Origin of the sequence: Burkholderia sp. 9120 (assembly GCF_000745015.1) — a bacterium.
Lineage (GTDB): Bacteria > Pseudomonadota > Gammaproteobacteria > Burkholderiales > Burkholderiaceae > Paraburkholderia.
Genome location: NZ_JQNA01000001.1, coordinates 93,261 through 110,128 on the forward strand (window position 1 = coordinate 93,261; position 16,868 = coordinate 110,128).

Annotated in this window: 14 protein-coding genes; 6 read left to right on the plus strand and 8 right to left on the minus strand. The window is 61.9% G+C overall.

The window, feature by feature from the left end; genetic code table 11:
- Positions 1-66 precede the first annotated feature (66 nt).
- Positions 67-1,164: an adenosine deaminase gene (gene add / locus FA94_RS00420; RefSeq protein ID WP_035545784.1), complete on the plus strand. Its 1,098-nt coding sequence runs from the start codon at positions 67-69 to the stop codon at positions 1,162-1,164.
- An 11-nt stretch (positions 1,165-1,175) separates the two neighbouring features.
- Here add and FA94_RS00425 read toward each other — a convergent pair whose 3' ends face one another.
- Positions 1,176-2,036, minus strand: a complete 861-nt coding sequence (locus tag FA94_RS00425) for a LysR family transcriptional regulator (protein ID WP_035545785.1) — start codon at positions 2,034-2,036, stop codon at positions 1,176-1,178.
- A 154-nt stretch (positions 2,037-2,190) separates the two neighbouring features.
- Between FA94_RS00425 and FA94_RS00430 the strand changes: the two genes are divergently transcribed.
- A complete protein-coding gene (locus FA94_RS00430) occupies positions 2,191-3,591 on the plus strand; it encodes a DHA2 family efflux MFS transporter permease subunit (RefSeq protein ID WP_035545786.1) in 1,401 nt (466 codons plus the stop codon).
- Between the two features lie 34 nt (positions 3,592-3,625).
- On the opposite strand, the gene FA94_RS00435 is transcribed toward FA94_RS00430, so the two are convergent.
- Positions 3,626-4,399 carry an SDR family NAD(P)-dependent oxidoreductase gene (locus tag FA94_RS00435; RefSeq protein WP_035545789.1) on the minus strand — a complete coding sequence of 258 codons (774 nt, stop codon included), beginning with the start codon at positions 4,397-4,399 and terminating at the stop codon, positions 3,626-3,628.
- A gap of 251 nt (positions 4,400-4,650) precedes the next feature.
- Between FA94_RS00435 and FA94_RS00440 the strand changes: the two genes are divergently transcribed.
- Positions 4,651-5,580 (plus strand): LysR family transcriptional regulator, encoded by a 930-nt coding sequence (locus tag FA94_RS00440; protein WP_035545792.1) that lies wholly within the window; start codon positions 4,651-4,653, stop codon positions 5,578-5,580.
- A 178-nt stretch (positions 5,581-5,758) separates the two neighbouring features.
- Here FA94_RS00440 and FA94_RS00445 read toward each other — a convergent pair whose 3' ends face one another.
- On the minus strand, positions 5,759-6,010 hold the full coding sequence (locus tag FA94_RS00445) for a DUF1488 family protein (RefSeq protein WP_035545794.1): 252 nt from the start codon (positions 6,008-6,010) through the stop codon (positions 5,759-5,761).
- Positions 6,011-6,280: 270 nt separating this feature from the next.
- Here FA94_RS00445 and FA94_RS00450 point away from each other — a divergent pair, with 270 nt between their 5' ends.
- The 3 genes from FA94_RS00450 (at position 6,281) to FA94_RS00460 (ending at position 8,146) form a co-directional block, all read left to right on the plus strand.
- The gene (locus tag FA94_RS00450) at positions 6,281-6,460 is read left to right on the plus strand and encodes a hypothetical protein (RefSeq protein ID WP_035545796.1); all 180 of its coding nucleotides are present in this window, start codon (positions 6,281-6,283) and stop codon (positions 6,458-6,460) included.
- 215 nt (positions 6,461-6,675) lie between these two features.
- Positions 6,676-7,755 (plus strand): glycosyltransferase family 2 protein, encoded by a 1,080-nt coding sequence (locus tag FA94_RS00455; protein ID WP_035545799.1) that lies wholly within the window; start codon positions 6,676-6,678, stop codon positions 7,753-7,755.
- Between the two features lie 169 nt (positions 7,756-7,924).
- A complete protein-coding gene (locus FA94_RS00460) occupies positions 7,925-8,146 on the plus strand; it encodes a hypothetical protein (RefSeq protein ID WP_035545800.1) in 222 nt (73 codons plus the stop codon).
- 44 nt (positions 8,147-8,190) lie between these two features.
- Here FA94_RS00460 and FA94_RS00465 read toward each other — a convergent pair whose 3' ends face one another.
- The 5 genes from FA94_RS00465 to FA94_RS00485 form a co-directional block, all read right to left on the minus strand.
- On the minus strand, positions 8,191-9,495 hold the full coding sequence (locus FA94_RS00465; RefSeq protein WP_035545804.1) for an MFS family transporter: 1,305 nt from the start codon (positions 9,493-9,495) through the stop codon (positions 8,191-8,193).
- A 314-nt stretch (positions 9,496-9,809) separates the two neighbouring features.
- The gene (locus FA94_RS00470; RefSeq protein WP_035545806.1) at positions 9,810-11,531 is read right to left on the minus strand and encodes a SpoVR family protein; all 1,722 of its coding nucleotides are present in this window, start codon (positions 11,529-11,531) and stop codon (positions 9,810-9,812) included.
- Positions 11,528-12,799 (minus strand): YeaH/YhbH family protein, encoded by a 1,272-nt coding sequence (locus tag FA94_RS00475; RefSeq protein WP_035545808.1) that lies wholly within the window; start codon positions 12,797-12,799, stop codon positions 11,528-11,530. Before FA94_RS00475 ends, FA94_RS00470 begins: the two co-directional genes overlap by 4 nt.
- Positions 12,800-13,025: 226 nt before the next feature.
- The gene (locus FA94_RS00480) at positions 13,026-14,948 is read right to left on the minus strand and encodes a PrkA family serine protein kinase (protein ID WP_035545810.1); all 1,923 of its coding nucleotides are present in this window, start codon (positions 14,946-14,948) and stop codon (positions 13,026-13,028) included.
- Between the two features lie 967 nt (positions 14,949-15,915).
- The gene (locus tag FA94_RS00485; protein ID WP_035545812.1) at positions 15,916-16,677 is read right to left on the minus strand and encodes a hydratase; all 762 of its coding nucleotides are present in this window, start codon (positions 16,675-16,677) and stop codon (positions 15,916-15,918) included.
- Between the last annotated feature and the right edge of the window lie 191 nt (positions 16,678-16,868).

The following is a 16,868-nucleotide window of genomic DNA, read 5'->3' on the forward strand; positions in this document are numbered from 1 at the left end:
GCACGTTTTCCAGCCTTTGCATTCGCACTACACTGAGTTTTGCGCACTACCAAAAACCATACCGACATGAAAGAGACACTGGGCAAGCTGCCCGCATCGCGCCTCGGCATCACGCTCACCGACGCGCATCACGCGTTCTTTACCGCGCTGCCGAAGGTCGAGTTGCATTGCCATCTGCTGGGCGCGGTACGTCATGAGACATTCATCGCACTGGCCGAGAAAAGCCAGGCGCCGATCAGCCGCGCGGAAATCGACTCGTTTTATACGCGTGGCGAGAAACCAGTCGGCGTGCTGCGCGTGTTGCGCGCGCTGGACGACTACCTGCTCACGCAGGCCGACGACCTGCATCGCATCGCCTACGAATATCTCGCCGATGCCGCCGCGCATCAGGTGCGTCATAGCGAGTTTTTCTGGAATCCGACCGGTACGGTGCGCGTCTCGAAGATTCCGTATGCGGACGCGCAAGCGGCAATCGTCACTGCGATTCGCGACGCCGCGCGCGACTTCGGTATCAGCGCGCGGCTGATTCCGAGCATCGACCGCGAAGCCGATCCGGACGAAGCCGTCGCGCTGGTGGACTGGATGCGCGCGCACCGGGCGGAGGAAGTGGCGGGTCTAGGTATCGACTACCGCGAGAACGACCGGCCGCCCGAACTATTCTGGAAAGCGTATCGCGACGCGCGCAACGCGGGCTTTAAAGCCACCGCGCACGCGGGCGAATTCGGCATGCCGTGGCGCAATGTCGAGACCGCCGTGGATTTACTGCAATGCGACCGTATCGATCACGGCTACACGATCGTCGACAACCCGGAGTTGGCCGCGCGCTACGCGGAGCGCGGCATTGTCTTTACCGTCGTGCCGACCAATTCCTACTATCTGCGCACGCTCGCGCCGGACGTGTGGGCCGAACAGCATCCCATGCGGCGCATGCCGGGCCTCGGCCTGAAAATCCATCCGAACACCGACGACCCCACGCTGCACAAGGTGAATCCGAGCGAAGCGTGGCAGGTGATGTTCAGTCACTTCGGCTTCAGCATTGCCGACTTGCGGCAGTTCATGCTCAACGGGATCGATGGTGCGTGGGTGGATGACGCCACGCGCAATGCGTGGCGTGCGGCGTGGGCGGTAGAGTTCGATCGGCTGGCGGCCGCGTTGCCGGGTTGAGCGGACTCGCCTCACTCCCCGATCCACGACCCACGCAGATCGCTGTCGTGTAAAAGCTGCATCAGCGTGCCCGCCGGCCGACTCAGCCGCCGGGCCGCCAGCGCGATAAATTCCACCGACGGCAACGCCGGCAGCGCCGCGGCATTCAACGGCGGCGCCAACCCGCGCGCCGCCAGATACTGCGGCCGCACCGTAATCCCCAGCCCACCGCGCGCCGCCGCGATACAGCCCGAATGGCTGCTGCTCGTGCACACCAGTTGCCAGCTAAAACCCGCCTCGGCGAGCGCATCGAGCACGACCGCGCGCGTCACGCTCGGCTCGGCGACCAGAATCAGCGGCAGCGGCTGACTCAGATCGACCATCGTGCCGGGACGCGCGAGCCATTCGAGCCGGCCCGTGAAGAGCGGCACGCCGCGACGATCCCCGAGCCGGCGCTTACCCACCAGCAGATCGATCGACCCTGCTTCCAGCAATTCGTAAAGCTTGCCGGTCATGCCGATGGTGATTTCGAGCTCGACGTCCGGATGGGCGTCGCGAAACGCCGCCAGCACATTGGGCAGCGGCCCGAGCGCGACGTCGTCCGATGAACCGAGCCGCACGCGCCCTTTCAGGCGTGGCGCGCGAAACTGCGATTCGGCCCGCGCAAGCGCCTGCAAGATCACGCTGGCGTGCGCGAGCATGGCCTCACCGTCGGCGGTCATGGCCAGTGAATGGGTGTCGCGCACGAACAGACGACGGCCCACGCTCTCTTCGAGCCGCCGGATGTGTTCGCTGACGCTCGACTGCGTCAGGTCGAGCCGCCGCCCCGCCTCGGTGAAGCTGTGGCAGGCGGCGACCGTCGCGAAGGTCTTGAGCCAGATGGGGTTGAGCATGCTGCATTGTCGCGCTGCTTATCGGCATTGTCGATAACAGTCAGCGTTCTTAGTGGGGTTCCCGATTGACGGGTATGTCAATATCATGACTGCACTCCCCCAATGAATGCCCCGAGTCCGGGCGCCTAGCCGCCCGCCTTGCCGCCCCGTAAAAATGAACAAGGATTCCGCCCAGACCGCGCTGCTGTGGATCGTCGCCGCCGGCTTTTTCATGCAGTCGCTCGACACGACCATCGTCAACACCGCGTTGCCGTCGATCGCGAACAGCCTGCACGTCGCGCCGCTCGCCATGCAGCCGATCATCATCGCGTACACGCTGACCATGGCGATGCTCACGCCCGCGTCCGGCTGGCTCGCGGACCGCTTCGGCACGCGTCGCGTGTACTTCGTGGCGATCCTCATCTTCGTGCTCGGCTCGATCTGCTGCGCGAGCGCGCATACGCTCGGCCAGTTGGTGATCGCGCGGGTGCTGCAAGGCGTCGGCGGTTCGATGCTGCTGCCGATCGGCCGGCTCGCGGTGTTGCGCAGCGTGTCGGGTGAACAATACGTGTCGGCGCTGGCGTTCATTTCGGTCGCGGGTCAGTTGGGACCGATCGCCGGTCCGACGCTCGGCGGCTGGTTCGTGCAGGACATGACGTGGCACTGGATCTTTCTGATCAATGTGCCGATCGGCGCGGTGGGCCTCTACGCGGTGCAGCGCTTTCTGCCGGCGCATGGCGAGACTCAGGCGCCGCCATTCGACTTCGTGGGTTGCGGGCTGCTGTCGCTCTGCATGATCGCGTTTTCGCTGTCGATCGAAGCGCCGTTCTCCACGCATCGGGCGGCCTGGGCGGCGGGGCTGTTCGTGCTCGCCGTGGTCAGCGCCTTCGCCTATATTCCGTACGCGCGGCGTCGCCGCAATCCGTTGTTCAAACTGGCGCTGTTCAGCGAGCCGAATTTCAGTGTCGGTCTGATCGGCAATCTGGTGTGCCGTATCGGCTCCAGCGCGGTGCCGTTTCTCGTGCCCTTGCTGCTGCAATTGCAACTCGGCTATTCGCCGCTGCACTCCGGTCTGATGATGCTGCCCGCGGCGCTCGCCGGCACCGTCGCCAAACGCTGGATCGCGCCGCTGATCCGCCGCTACGGCTACGACACGTTTCTGCTCGTGAACACGCTGATCGTCGGTTCGTCGATCGTTGCGTTTGCATTGATCACGCGCGGCACACCGCTCGCCATCGAAATCGCGATCCTCGCGGTGTTCGGCGCGGCCAACTCCATGCAGTTCGCGGCAATGAACAGCGTCACGCTCAAGGACCTCTCGCATGAAGATGCGGGCAGCGGCAACAGCCTGTTTTCAATGGTGCAGATGCTGGCGATCGGGCTGGGCGTGTCGATCGGCGGCGGGCTCGTGAATCTGTTTTCGGCGCAATGGGGTTCGGCGGCGCTCGGCTTTCGCCTCAGCTTCGCGTGCGTGGGCGTGATCACGCTGGTGTCCGCGTGGATCTTTCGTCAGCTCGATGTCGCGCCGGCGCAACCCAAAGTGCGCGCGCCGGCAACGCACAGCGCGGGACGCTGAACGACGGTATCGGCGGTATCGGCTGTATCCGCCATCAATCCGGCAAACGGATGCCGGACAACCCCGCGCACGCTTCGATCAGGCGCTCCTGAACCGCAACGTCATGTACCGCCGGATGCGTTTCGCGCGGCTTCATGTGATAAAAGTACGCGCCGCTGACGGTGGCCGCCGGTTCATCGCTGACAGCGAGCCACACCTGCGTGGTCGGCGCGGCCGTCAGATCGTCTGGCGCACCCGCCCCGCCCATTTTGGTCGCGACCCAGCCCGGCTCCAACGCATTCGACAACACCTGCGGCCAGCGGCGCGCCATCGCGAACGCCAGCAACGCGTCGTGCAATTTCGAATCCGAATACGCGGCCGTGCCTTGCCACGGCCGACGCTCCCACGCGAGATCGTCGAGACTCGCGTCGCCGCTGCGATGCAGGCCCGAGCTGAGATAGACGAGCCGCTGCGGCTTCCCGATCAGCGCGGTCAGGACATACGGCGCCAGCGTATTGACCGCGAACACATGCGGTAAACCATCGACCGTGGCGATCCGGCGCGGCTCCTGATAACCGACCGCCGCGTTGTGGATGATCGCGTCGAAACGGCCCAGCCGGTTCACCTGCTCCGCGAGCGCCACCGTTTCAGCGAGGCTCGACAGATCGCCGGCCAACGCGTGCTCCGCTTGCGGCACGGCTTTCAAAGCTTCTTCGGCGCGCGCCGCGTTGCGGGCGTGCAAAACCACCTGGTGTCCGGCATCGACAAGCCGTCGCGCAGCCATTTGACCGAGGCCATCGGCGGAACCGGTAATAAATATTCTCGACATGACGCGTTCTCCGTTATTCCACTCGAATATGCCCTGTGCATGACGAGAATCGCATGCCTTCGTCATTCGAGCGAGTTCACGAAGATTAACGCCCACCCCGCGATTGACGCGATAGCTTCGCTGTCATTCCAGTCATGACAAGACATCATTGATCGGCCTTGCTGGGCGGCCTTTGCACAGCCTGTCATGTGAATTCAAACAGATTTTCGCGTTAGCATGTCGTGCATTAATGCATAAGAAAGGAATAACAGATGCCATTTGACGAGCGCATGCTGAACGGCATGGGCGTGTTGACGGCGATCGTCGATTGCGGCAGTTTTGCGGCGGCGGGCGAAGCACTCGACATGTCGCAATCCGGAGTGAGCCGTTCGGTCGCGCGGCTCGAAGCGCGGCTCGGAATCCGGCTGTTCGACCGCACCACGCGCTCGGTCACGCTGACCGACGAAGGCCGGCGCTTCTATGAACAGATCGTGCCGCTGCTGGGCGGCCTCGAAGAAGCGGCCTCGTCGGCGGCGCAAGGCGCGACGGCCGTGCGCGGGCGACTACGCGTGAATATGGATCCGTTCTTTTCGCGGCTGGTGCTCGGGGCCCGGCTAGGCGGGTTCATCGACAAACATCCCGATCTGCAACTCGAGTTGATCACGCGCGATCAATTGGGCGATATGGTCAGCGACGGTTTCGATATCGCGATCCGTTTCGGCGACCCGCCGGTGTCGTCGCTGATCGCGCGCAAGCTGCTGGATACGCGGATTCTGACGGTGGCCGCGCCGTCGTATCTGAAGAAACACGGGCATCCGGCTACGCCCACGGACCTCGAGACGGGCCAGCACATCTGCATCAAATTCCGTGATCCGCTCACCGGTTATCCGTTCGGTTGGGAGTTTCACCGCGGGCGCAAGAAGGTGATGCTGACGCCGCAAGGTCCGCTGACGGTGAACGACGTGGGCACCATGCACAGCGCGTGCGCGGCAGGCCAGGGCGTCGCGCAGATTCTGGCGCTCGGCGCGGAACCGCTGCTGTCTAGCGGCAAGCTCGTCGAACTGTTTCCCGATTGGGGCGATGAGCTTTATCCGCTGTATGCGCTTTATCCTTCGCGGCATCATCCGCCGGCCAAGGTGCGGGCGTTCTTCGACTTCGTGGTGTCGCTGACGGGTGGCGCGGCGCGGGAGCCGGCGGGTTGAGTTTGTGAGGAGCGGCGTGCGGCTTGATGGGTGGTGTGTGGTGTGTGGCGAGTCCGATAGGACGCGGCGAGCGTCATGCTTCACGCTTCATGCGTCACTCGCACGGCCGCGCGTTACCACTCGCTCGGTTGCCAGCTCAATATCGCCAGCTCGCCCGATCAATCGATCAATCGATCAATCAGGAAATCGTATAGCGCGTCTGTGGCCCGGCGACATACACGCCGCGCGCCAGCATCAGGATCTGCTCGCGATGCAGATCGAAGGCCGCTAATACCGCCCGTTCGTCGGAACCGGCCTCGGGACTCAGATTCGAAATCACCGAATCGTTGACCGCGAAGGCGATCTCGCGCGCGTTGTCGTATCCCCAGAAATTGACGCAATGATGGCTCGCGTCATAGCTGCGACTCGGATTCGGGAAGTTGAGTTTCATGTTGTGCTCCTCGGGCGGGTCGAACTTCCTCACGGTGCGCTTTCTGCCGTCGACGGTCAAGGTTTTTGTCGGTCGTAGCGGACGCTTTTCAGCGCCGTTTGATGCAGCGCACCTCATACGGATACCGAATCAGTTCGCGCTGAAAATCCTGCGCTTGCGCTGCACGCGAATCGCGCGAGAGCGGCATGAGACCTGCATGAGCGCGCCGACTCCCCGCACCGGGTCTGCGCCTTGCTGAATAGAAGATGTTTTCCAACCGAGGAGAAAACCATGAGTGCAACTCAAGAGCATACCAACGACAAACCGGCCGACATCGAGCATCCGCAACCGGCTGTTCATAGCGATAACGAGAAGAGCAAGCTCCCCGAGCGCGGCGATCAGGATCGCGATCAGTCGCCCGCCGACCGTCCCGGAAAGCAACCCGGCGAGGGTGAGCCGTCAGTGAGTTGAAATATTGAGCATCAAGCTGCGGGCGGCTTTGCTGCGTTTTGGCGGCAAAGCCGCATGAATTTTTCCCTAACACCCGCTTTCATAAGCCAAACATTTCTTCCTGATTTTTACCGAATATTTTTTCGCCGCAATGGACTATTTTTCTGCCTGCAACGCTGAGCGCGCCAGGCGAATCGGCTGCCGCCCCTTACTGAATAACAACGGCGACGTCCATCATGTCCATCTCATCAGGCTCCCTTCTTTCCACCGTCTCCGTCTGCCTGCCCACCTGCCACCGCCCTGAACTGGTGGTGCAGTGCATCGATTCGTGCCTCGCGCAGAGCTACGGCAATCTGGAAATCGTGATCGGCGACGATTCGAACGACACACGCACCCAGCAGTTGATCGAGGCGCGTTATCGCGACGAGCCGCGCGTGCGCTATACGCTGAACCGGCCGCCGCTTGGCCAGGCGCGCAACGTCGCGAGTCTGTTCGAGCGCGCGACGGGCGACAAGATCCTGCTGATTCACGACGACGACCTGCTCACCACGGACGGCGTCGAGAAACTCGTGTCGTTATGGAAGCAGCATCCGCAACTCGACGCCGCGTTCGGCGATCAATACGAAGCCGATCACGCGGGCGCGATCGACTTCGACGGCAGCCGGCAATTGAATATCGATTTCCGTCGAACCCGCGACGCCGAAGGCCTGCAGCCGTTGCCGGGCCGAACCGGTTTGATCCAGATGTTCCCGAACAACGGCTGGATGGCCGACGCGCAACTCGTGAAGCGCATCGGGTATTCGGAGCAGTACGGCATGTGCTGCGATTTCGTGTTCGGCGCCGAGTTGTGCCTCGCGGCGCGCGAGGTGTTTTACCTGCACGACTATGTGTCGGTGTATCGCAAGACGGCGACATCGATCTCGCATAGCACGCGGGGCACGGCGATCGCCGCGACGGTGAGCGCGTATGCGTTCGTCAAGGCGCTGTCCTTGCCGCCGTCGCTGGAGCCGTCACGCAGGCTGGCGTTGCGCCGCCTCGCGCCGATCGTGGTGTCCGTGCACGCGCGCAATCGCCAGGTGCGGGCGGGTCTGAAGATCCTGTTCGGGCATCTGTTCGCCTACCGTTATGGGCTGAGCAAGCGCTTTTACTACCATCTCGCGATGCTCGCACGCGCGGGGTTCAGCGTGCGGCCGCACGCTGTTGCGGCGGCCGCAGTCGCCGCGGTGGCGGCTGCGCCCGCCGTTGCCGCCGAACCGGTGGCCGCGGTGAAGGAGCTCGTTTCCGAATTGGTCGCGGACCGGTCCGAACCGGTGTGAGGCTGGATTGCTGGCGCTAACCGGCGCTAGCCGGCATGCCGGCATGTCGGTCAGCGCGTTTCCTGCCAAGCATCCCTCTGCTTAGCAAACGCGTATTTGTTGCTTGGTGTGGGATGCCGCGTTGATTACGATGAACCCGATCCATCATCATCAGCCGAGGTGATCCGCCATGTCCGATAGTGCCTGTTTCAAGCCGCGTGTGATCGAGCCGGTCGTCGTCAACCAGCCGGAAGGATTGGGGCTCGCCGTGGAGTTGTGGCTCGCCCATCCTGTTGATGGCATCGCAGGGCGAGCGCTGCAGATTCATTTACGCAGCGATGCGAAGATGGCGCAGGCCGAGGCGCTGCGCGATCTGCTGCATGCATTGGGCACGGATATCGTAGTGGCCTGAGCACGCGGCTCATCAAACGTCGTGCGGTAGAAGCCTGTGACGCTTCACGGCTCGTGGCGCAAATACCCCTCTTTCGACGGATCGCGCATGCGCAGCGAAACAATCCCGGCGATCGCGCACAACGCGGTGACGTACCAGAAGAAGGTCGTCTCGCTGCCGATCGACTTCAGCCATAGCGCCACATATTCCGCCGAGCCGCCGAAGATCGCATTGGCCACCGCGTACGATAAGCCGACGCCGAGCGCGCGCACTTCCGGCGGGAACATCTCGGCCTTGATCAGCCCGCTGATCGACGTATAGAAGCTGACGATCGCCAGCGCCACCACCACCAGACCAAACGCCGCGTACGGGCTCGTCACGTCTTTCAGCGCATGCAGCAGCGGCACCGTGCCGATGGTCGCGAAGAAGCCGAAGAACAGCATGGAGCGACGCCGGCCGATCCGATCCGACAATGCGCCGAACGCGGGCTGCATCAGCATGTAGACGAACAGCGCCGCGGTCATCACATTGCTGGCGGTTTTCGCGTGCATGCCGGCCGTGTTGACCAGGTACTTCTGCATATACGTGGTGAACGTATAGAAGATCAGCGAGCCGCCGGCCGTGAAGCCGAGCACCGTCATAAAGGCGCCCTTGTGCAGCCATAAGCCGCGCAGCGTGCCGGCTTCCTTGCGCTGACGCGTGACGGCCGTCGTGGTTTCCTCGAGCGACTTGCGCAGGTACAGCGCGACCAGCGCCGCCAGCGCGCCGATCACGAACGGCACGCGCCAGCCCCACGCCTTCAGCTCTTCGGTGGACAGGGTTTGTTGCAGGATCACCAGCACCAGCAACGCGCACAACTGGCCGCCGATCAGTGTGACGTACTGGAACGACGCGAAGAAACCGCGCCGGCCTTTCAGCGCGACCTCACTCATATAGGTCGCGCTGGTGCCGTATTCGCCTCCGACGGACAAGCCCTGGAAGAGTCGCGCGACCAGCAGCAAGGCCGGCGCCAGCGCGCCGATCTGTGCATAGGTGGGCAGCACGGCGATCACCAGCGAGCCGCCGCACATCATGAACACCGAGACCATCATCGCAGTGCGGCGACCACGCTTGTCGGCGAGGCGGCCGAAGAACCAGCCGCCGATCGGCCGCATCAGGAAGCCTGCGGCGAACACACCCGCCGTGTTGAGCAACTGCGTGGTGGTGTTGCCGCTCGGGAAGAACGCCGGCGCGAAATACAGCGCGCAGAACGAGTACACGTAAAAGTCGAACCACTCGACGAGATTGCCCGATGAAGCGCCAACGATCGCGAGGATGCGGCGACGCGTGTCGTGAGCCGAGGCTACGGTTTGGTCGGTCAGGTCGGTCATGCTGTTGTCTTTCCTTGTCTGTAAGCGGAAGAGGCGGTCGTAGCGCCGCCTTCACAACGCGCGTGGCGAGGTGCTCATCGCGTGCGTGCGCGAATTTTACAGAAATGCAAGGAGGAGATGGGGGTTTGTCAGGTTCGAAATACCTGCCTGCGGCGACGCTACGCGCCATCGCGAATGCGGATTACCGGAAACCGGTACCTTAGTACCGGTTTCCGGTAACTGGCATAGCGTTCCTGCTGAGTCGTCGCCCTCCAAAAAACAAAGCCAGCTCGAAAGCTGGCTTTGTCTTCAGCAACACTCAAAGGCGCAAACCCTCACACCCGCACCGCCGGCGGCACATAGCGGCACTCATAGCGCTTACGCACCGTGCCGTTTTCATCGACGCTCTCCAGATAGACATCGAATTGCCACAGCCGCGCCATGTGCTTGAGCACTTCCTCGCTATCCCCCGACAGATGCCGGTTGTCGCTCATGAAGTGCCGCAGCGTCAGACTCCGGTCGCCGCGCGTATTAACCGCCCACACCTGAATATTCGGCTCCCGGTGGTGCATGTCGTACTGCCGCGACAACGCCTGACGCACATACTGATAACCACTGTCGTCATGAATCGCCGAGACTTCGAGCGAATCGCGCATGTCGTCGTCGAGCACCGAGAACAAACGCATTTCCCGGATCAGATGCGGCGACAGATACTGCGCGACGAAACTCTCGTCCTTGAAGTTGCGCATCGCGTAGTGCATGGCCGGCAGCCACGGACTGCCCGCCAGCTCCGGAAACCAGCGGCGGTCTTCTTCGGTGGGCGCTTCGCAGATCCGCCGAATGTCGCTCATCATCGAAAAACCGAGCGCGTACGGGTTGATGCCGCTGTAATACTGTTTGGTGACCGGCGGCTGGTAGACCACATTGCTGTGCGAATGGAGAAACTCCATCATGAAGCCGTCTTCCAGCTTGCCCTGCGCGTACATGGTGTTGAGCAACGTGTAGTGCCAGAACGTCGCCCAGCCTTCGTTCATCACCTGGGTCTGCCGCTGCGGGTAGAAATACTGCCCGACCTTGCGCACGATGCGGATCACTTCCCGCTCCCACGGCTCCAGCAGCGGTGCGTTTTTCTCCGCGAAATACAGCAGGTTTTCCTGCGGCTCGGGCGGATAGCGCTCCTCGATTTCCTCCGGCAACGGCGTATGCCGGGTCGGCAAGGTGCGCCACAATTCATTCACCTGCGACTGTAGATACGCCTCGCGTTCGCGCCGCGCCGCGAATTCCTTTTCGAGCGACAGCTTCTGCGGACGCTTGTAACGGTCCACGCCGTAATTCATCAGCGCGTGGCACGAGTCGAGCAACTCCTCGACCCGATCGAGCCCGAAACGCTCCTCGCACTCGGCGATGTAATTCTTCGCGTAGACGAGGTAGTCGATGATCGCGTGCGCATCCGTCCAGAGCTTGAACAGATAGTTGCCCTTGAAGAACGAGTTGTGCCCGTAGGCCGCATGCGCGATAACGAGCGCCTGCATCGTCATCGTGTTCTCTTCCATCAGATACGCGATGCAAGGGTTCGAATTGATGACGATCTCGTACGCCAGCCCCATCTGCCCGCGACGGTAGCTTTTTTCGGTGGAGAGAAAGTGTTTGCCGAACGACCAGTGACGGTAGTTCACCGGCATCCCGACGGACGCGTACGCGTCCATCATCTGTTCGGCGCTGATGAGTTCGAGCTGGATCGGATACACGTCGAGTTCATATTGCTCTGCAACACGGGCAATATGCGAGTCGTACTCTTCGATCAATTCGAAGGTCCAGTCGGACGGGCACGGCAGAGGCCTTCTATCGGCTACGTTCATACGGACTTCCCTTTGCCCCTCAGTGGGCGTTCCGGTGTGTCCCCGTGCTGCAGCGGTATCGACTGCTGCTCCGGCAGTAGCGGAGCCCGGCGGCTGCGCTGCTGCCTCGGCATGCCCCGACGATTGCTGCTGCGGCACGCCTTTCCCGCGCGCCGGCTGATCGCCGCGCGCTTCGTTGTGCAGGCGCTTCGACGTCACGACGACGCAACCTGCTTTTCAAACAGCTCACGAAACACCGGATAGATATCAGCCGCGGTTTCGACCTTCTTCATCGCCATATGCGGTTGGCTTAACGCCAGTTGCGCATATTCGAGCCACAGATTCTGCTCTTCGGGCGTCACCTGAATATACGCAAAATAGCGCACCTTCTCCAGGATGTCATCCGACAGTATCTTGCGGCACTTCGGCGAGTCGTCGGTCCAGTTGTCGCCGTCCGACGCCTGGGCGCCGTAAATATTCCATTCAGTCGGCGAGTAGCGCTCGTCCATCACCTTCTGCATCAGCTCCAGCGCGCTCGACACCACCGTGCCGCCGCTTTCGGTCGAATGGAAGAACGTGTCTTCGTCGACCTCTTCGGCGCGCGTGTGGTGGCGAATGAACACGACTTCGATCTTCTCGTAGTTCCGCTTGAGGAACAGATACAGCAGAATGAAAAAGCGCTTGGCGAGGTCCTTGCGCTGCTCGTCCATCGAGCCGGACACATCCATCAGACAGAACATCACGGCTTGGCTGGACGGCGTGGGCTGCTTCACGCGATTCACATAGCGCAGATCGAACGGATCGATAAACGGAATCCGCCAGATGCGCCCGCGCAAATGGTGGATTTCCTCTTCGAGCAGTTTGATCTCGTCGCGGCGGTCGTCGGGGTCGGCCTTCATGACGTCCAGTTGCCGTTCCATCTCGTGCAACTGGTTGACGAGCGGCGCGCCGAGCGCGATGCGGCGGCCGAGCGCGCTGCGCAGCGAACGGACCACGTCGATGTTGTTCGGCGTGCCTTCCGCGGCCCAACCCGCGCGGATGCTTTTCCACGTCGGCACAGCCATCAGATGAGTTTTGACGAGTCGCGGCAGTTCGAGATCGTCGAAGAAATACTGCATGAATTCTTCGCGGCTCAGCTCGAACACGAAGTCGTCCTGCCCGTCGCCTTCGTTGCTGGCCTGATTGCCGCCGCCTCCACCGCCGCCGCCCTGCGGGCGCTGGATCTTGTCGCCGCGAATGTAGTCGGCGTTACCCGGGTGCACCATCTCCCGCTTGCCGCCAGGACCATGACGGAACGACGGCTCCGCAATGTCCTTGCGCGGGATCGTGATGCTCTGGGTGTTCTGGATGTCTTTGATGCTGCGGTCGCGCACCGCTTCCGAAACGGCGCGACGAATGTAGTTCTTGACGCGACGCAAAAACCGCTCGCGATTCGCAATGCTCTTGTTTTTGCCAGCTAACCTGCGGTCGATAATTTGATGAAGCACGCCCGGTCTCCCTTGTCGGTCCAGGTTAGCGCTTTAGCGTTGACCTGGACCCCATGCAGAGCATGTCGGCCGGCATTGGCGCCTGGTGCCAATGACTTACCCACACACGCCGCACTAATTTCCGGTGCGCGAGACGCACGCTGCCTGATGCAACGCTATGTCCATGCAGCTTGCGCCTCGCAGGGTGCCCGCGCGGTCGGACCACGCGGGCGGCACGCGGTGCATTTCATGACGACTTGCGCACGCGCAGATACCAGTCACACAGCAAGCGCACCTGCTTCGGCGTATAGCCCTTCGTCACCATGCGATTGACGAAGTCTTCGTGCTTGCGTTGCTCTTCCGCCGAACCCTTGGCGTTGAACGAGATCACCGGCAACAACTCTTCCGTGTTCGAGAACATCTTCTTTTCGATCACGACGCGCAGCTTCTCGTAGCTGATCCACGCGGGATTCTTCCCCGCATTCGCAGCACGCGCACGCAGCACGAAGTTCACGATCTCGTTGCGGAAGTCCTTCGGGTTGCTGATGCCCGCGGGTTTCTCGATCTTCTCCAGCTCAGCGTTCAACGCCGCGCGGTCGAAGCTCTCGCCGGTGTCGTGGTCGCGGAATTCCTGATCCTGAATCCAGAAGTCCGCGTACGTCACATAGCGATCGAAGATGTTCTGACCATACTCGGAATACGACTCCAGGTAAGCGGTCTGAATCTCCTTGCCGATGAACTCGGCATAGCGCGACGCGAGCACGTCTTTAATGAACGACAGATACTTCTGTTCGGTTTCCGGCGGGAACTGCTCGCGTTCGATCTGCTGTTCGAGCACGTACATCAGATGCACCGGATTGGCCGCGACCTCGGTCGAATCGAAGTTGAACACCCGCGACATGATCTTGAACGCGAAGCGGGTCGACACACCGGTCATGCCTTCGTCCACGCCCGCGAAATCGCGGTACTCCTGGTACGATTTGGCCTTCGGATCGGTGTCCTTCAGGTTCTCGCCGTCATACACCTGCATCTTCGAGAACAGGCTCGAATTCTCCGGCTCCTGCAGGCGCGTGAGCACCGACATCTGCGCCATCATCTTCAGCGTGCCCGGTGCGCAGACCGCATTCGCCAGCGACGAATTGCGCAGCAGCTTCTCGTAGATCTTGACCTCTTCACCGTAGCGCAGGCAGTACGGCACCTTCACGACGAAGATCCGGTCAAGCAGTGCTTCGTTGTTGCGGTTGTTGCGGAACGCCTTCCATTCCGACTCGTTCGAGTGCGCGAGGATCACGCCGTCGAACGGAATCGCACCGAACCCTTCCGTGCCCTTGAAGTTGCCTTCCTGGGTGGCGGTCAGCAACGGGTGCAGGACCTTGATCGGCGCCTTGAACATTTCGACGAACTCGAGTAGCCCCTGATTGGCGAGACACAGGCCACCGGAGTAGCTGTACGCGTCCGCGTCGTCTTGTGCGTACTGTTCGAGCTTGCGGATGTCGACCTTGCCGACCAGCGACGAAATGTCCTGGTTGTTTTCGTCGCCCGGCTCGGTCTTGGCGATACCGATCTGGCGAAGGATCGACGGGTAGCGGCGCACCACCTTGAACTTGCGGATGTCGCCGTTGTATTCGTGCAGGCGCTTCACCGCCCACGGACTCAGAATGCTTTTCAGGTAGCGGCGTGGAATGCCGAACTGCTCTTCGAGGATCGGACCGTCCTCGTCGTAATCGAACAACCCGAGCGGCGACTCGTTGACGGGCGAACCCTTGATCGAGTAAAAAGGCACGCGCTCCATGAGCTGCTTCAAACGCTCCGCGATCGACGATTTACCACCGCCGACCGGGCCCAACAGATACAGAATCTGTTTCCTTTCCTCGAGCCCCTGGGCCGAGTGCCGGAAGTACGCGACCACCTGCTCGATCACGTCCTCCATTCCGTAGAACTCACGGAACGCGGGGTATACCTTGATGACCTTGTTCGCGAAGATACGCGACGTGCGCGGATCGTTGCGAGTGTCAATCTGTTCCGGTTCCCCGATTGCCGTCAACATGCGTTCGCCAGCAGTGGCGTACGCGGCGGGATTGTCTTTGCAGAGCGCGAGATACTCCTCGAGCGAGAGTTCATCTTCTCGCGTTTTTTCGAAGCGGGTCGCGAAACTGCTGTAGATATCCATGCTACCTCCTCGCCGAAGTCTAGACCGATGTCGTGCGCGGCGCGCTATTCGGAAACGACATCGCTCGAATTCATCCTAAACCCTTTTAAATTTTTTTTCACGAACTACGTTGCGAAAATCGCGCCGCATTCGCCTCCCGACATTCCTCACTTGGAAACACACTTTCCACCACCTACAATCTTGCGCTCACATCGTAGCAATCGATGCGCACGCTTGCTGCCTGTTTTACGGCCTGAATCGCAACCTGGTTCGCGACCTGGCCGTCAACGTTCACACTGTCCGGCTGGTGTCACACCGCTCACCTGGCACTGCTGCTCAGTGCGCGTACAACGTGCCATTGCGCCGCTCGTCCCGTTACATCGAACGATCGCACTGCGATATCGGACGCCCTGTCTGCATGCGCACACTTTGTTGCTGAAAGCGTGGACCGCATGCGCGTTTTCGACACGTCGCTCGAACTTGATCCGCCTCTTTTCCACAACGCGCGACATCGGCATTCCGACTACAACGCGCGCTGCCTGTTACATGTTCATTTGCCATTCCGGTCGATAGCGCGATTGAACACCAGGTCGTGTCGTCAGGCTGTTCGTCACCGTGCGGCCCATTTTGTTCCGCGCTTTCCGTGTTACATGACAAACACGCCATGGTCGTCGCGCGCGTCATGCATGTTTTGCGCGCGGTCCATTGCATGTTTCGTATTAACCGTGTCGTCAACAGGGTTAGCCGCTGCCCTGCCTCGATGCCTCTATAACTGGATGACGGCGACGCGGCCAACGGCTTTCATAGGTGTATACGGCAAAGCCGCCGCGACAGATGCGACAAATGTAAAACGGCCGCCCGTGGGCAGCCGTTTGTTTGAAGCGCGGTCATGAAGAGGGAAAGGTGACGGGCGAATGTGACAAGCGCCGCTGCCCCATGACAAGCCAGGGTGAAAGGTCACCGCAACGAGCGGAAACCCGCGGCATGCTCAGGTCAGTTCAATCTCCACCTCTCCGAGGCCGTCGATGTAACCGCGCACGAGTCCCGGTTCGGCCAGCCTGATGCCGCCGACGTACGAGCCCGTCGTGATCGTCCATTCAGGCTCGATGGTGATGCCCATTGCGGCGCAGTGGTTGATGAACCACACCAGCAGTTCGCGCGGGTCGCCGGCCGGGTTACCGGTGGCCTTCGGCAACAGCGAGTTGCCGTTGAAGCTCAGTGCCAGTTCAGGCGAAACGAAATCGAAGCCGCGCGCGAGGCCCGCATAGGCCACCGCGTGACCGGTGATCAGCGCGCCGTTGTTCTGCGCGTCGGCCAGTTGTGCGAGCGGTGCGACATTCGGCCATTCCGCGAAGCGGCTATCGACGATCTCGATGGCGGGCAGCACGACGCCGACTTTCGACAGCACTTCGTCGCGCGCATAGGCGCGGCCGCGCGGTTCGATCGCTTCGGCGAAACGGAACGCGATCTCCAGTTCCACCAGCACGCGGAAGAAAGCGCCATGCGCGGCCCGCGCCGGCGACGGCAGCACCAGCGCAGCCGGAATCGGCGCGCCCGCGCCGGGGCCGCCCGGCGCTCTCGCGCCGATCTTCCAGGCGCCGGTCACGTCGCCGAGGCCCGCGATAACCGCCTGCTGGATCCCATACGCGGTGGCCGCGTCGGGCGGCAGGCTGTCGGGTGCGGGCGCTTCGATCAGCCGATGCTGCCGGCGTGCTTCGACGAGGCGTTGCGCAAGATCGTATTGCGTCATGTCGGTCCTTTAGGGCTGGCGCGTTGAGCGGTTCGTTAAGCGGTTGACGGCGGCATGCGGTTGAGTGGAGGCCGGGCGCTGCGGCAGAGGCCAGCGGCGCGCGTGCCGTTCGGTTTGACTTCGGCTGACGATTCGCGGCGACGCTAACGCGCGGCGCGGTGCAGTTCGTGGCCGAGCCCGCCCGTCAATGT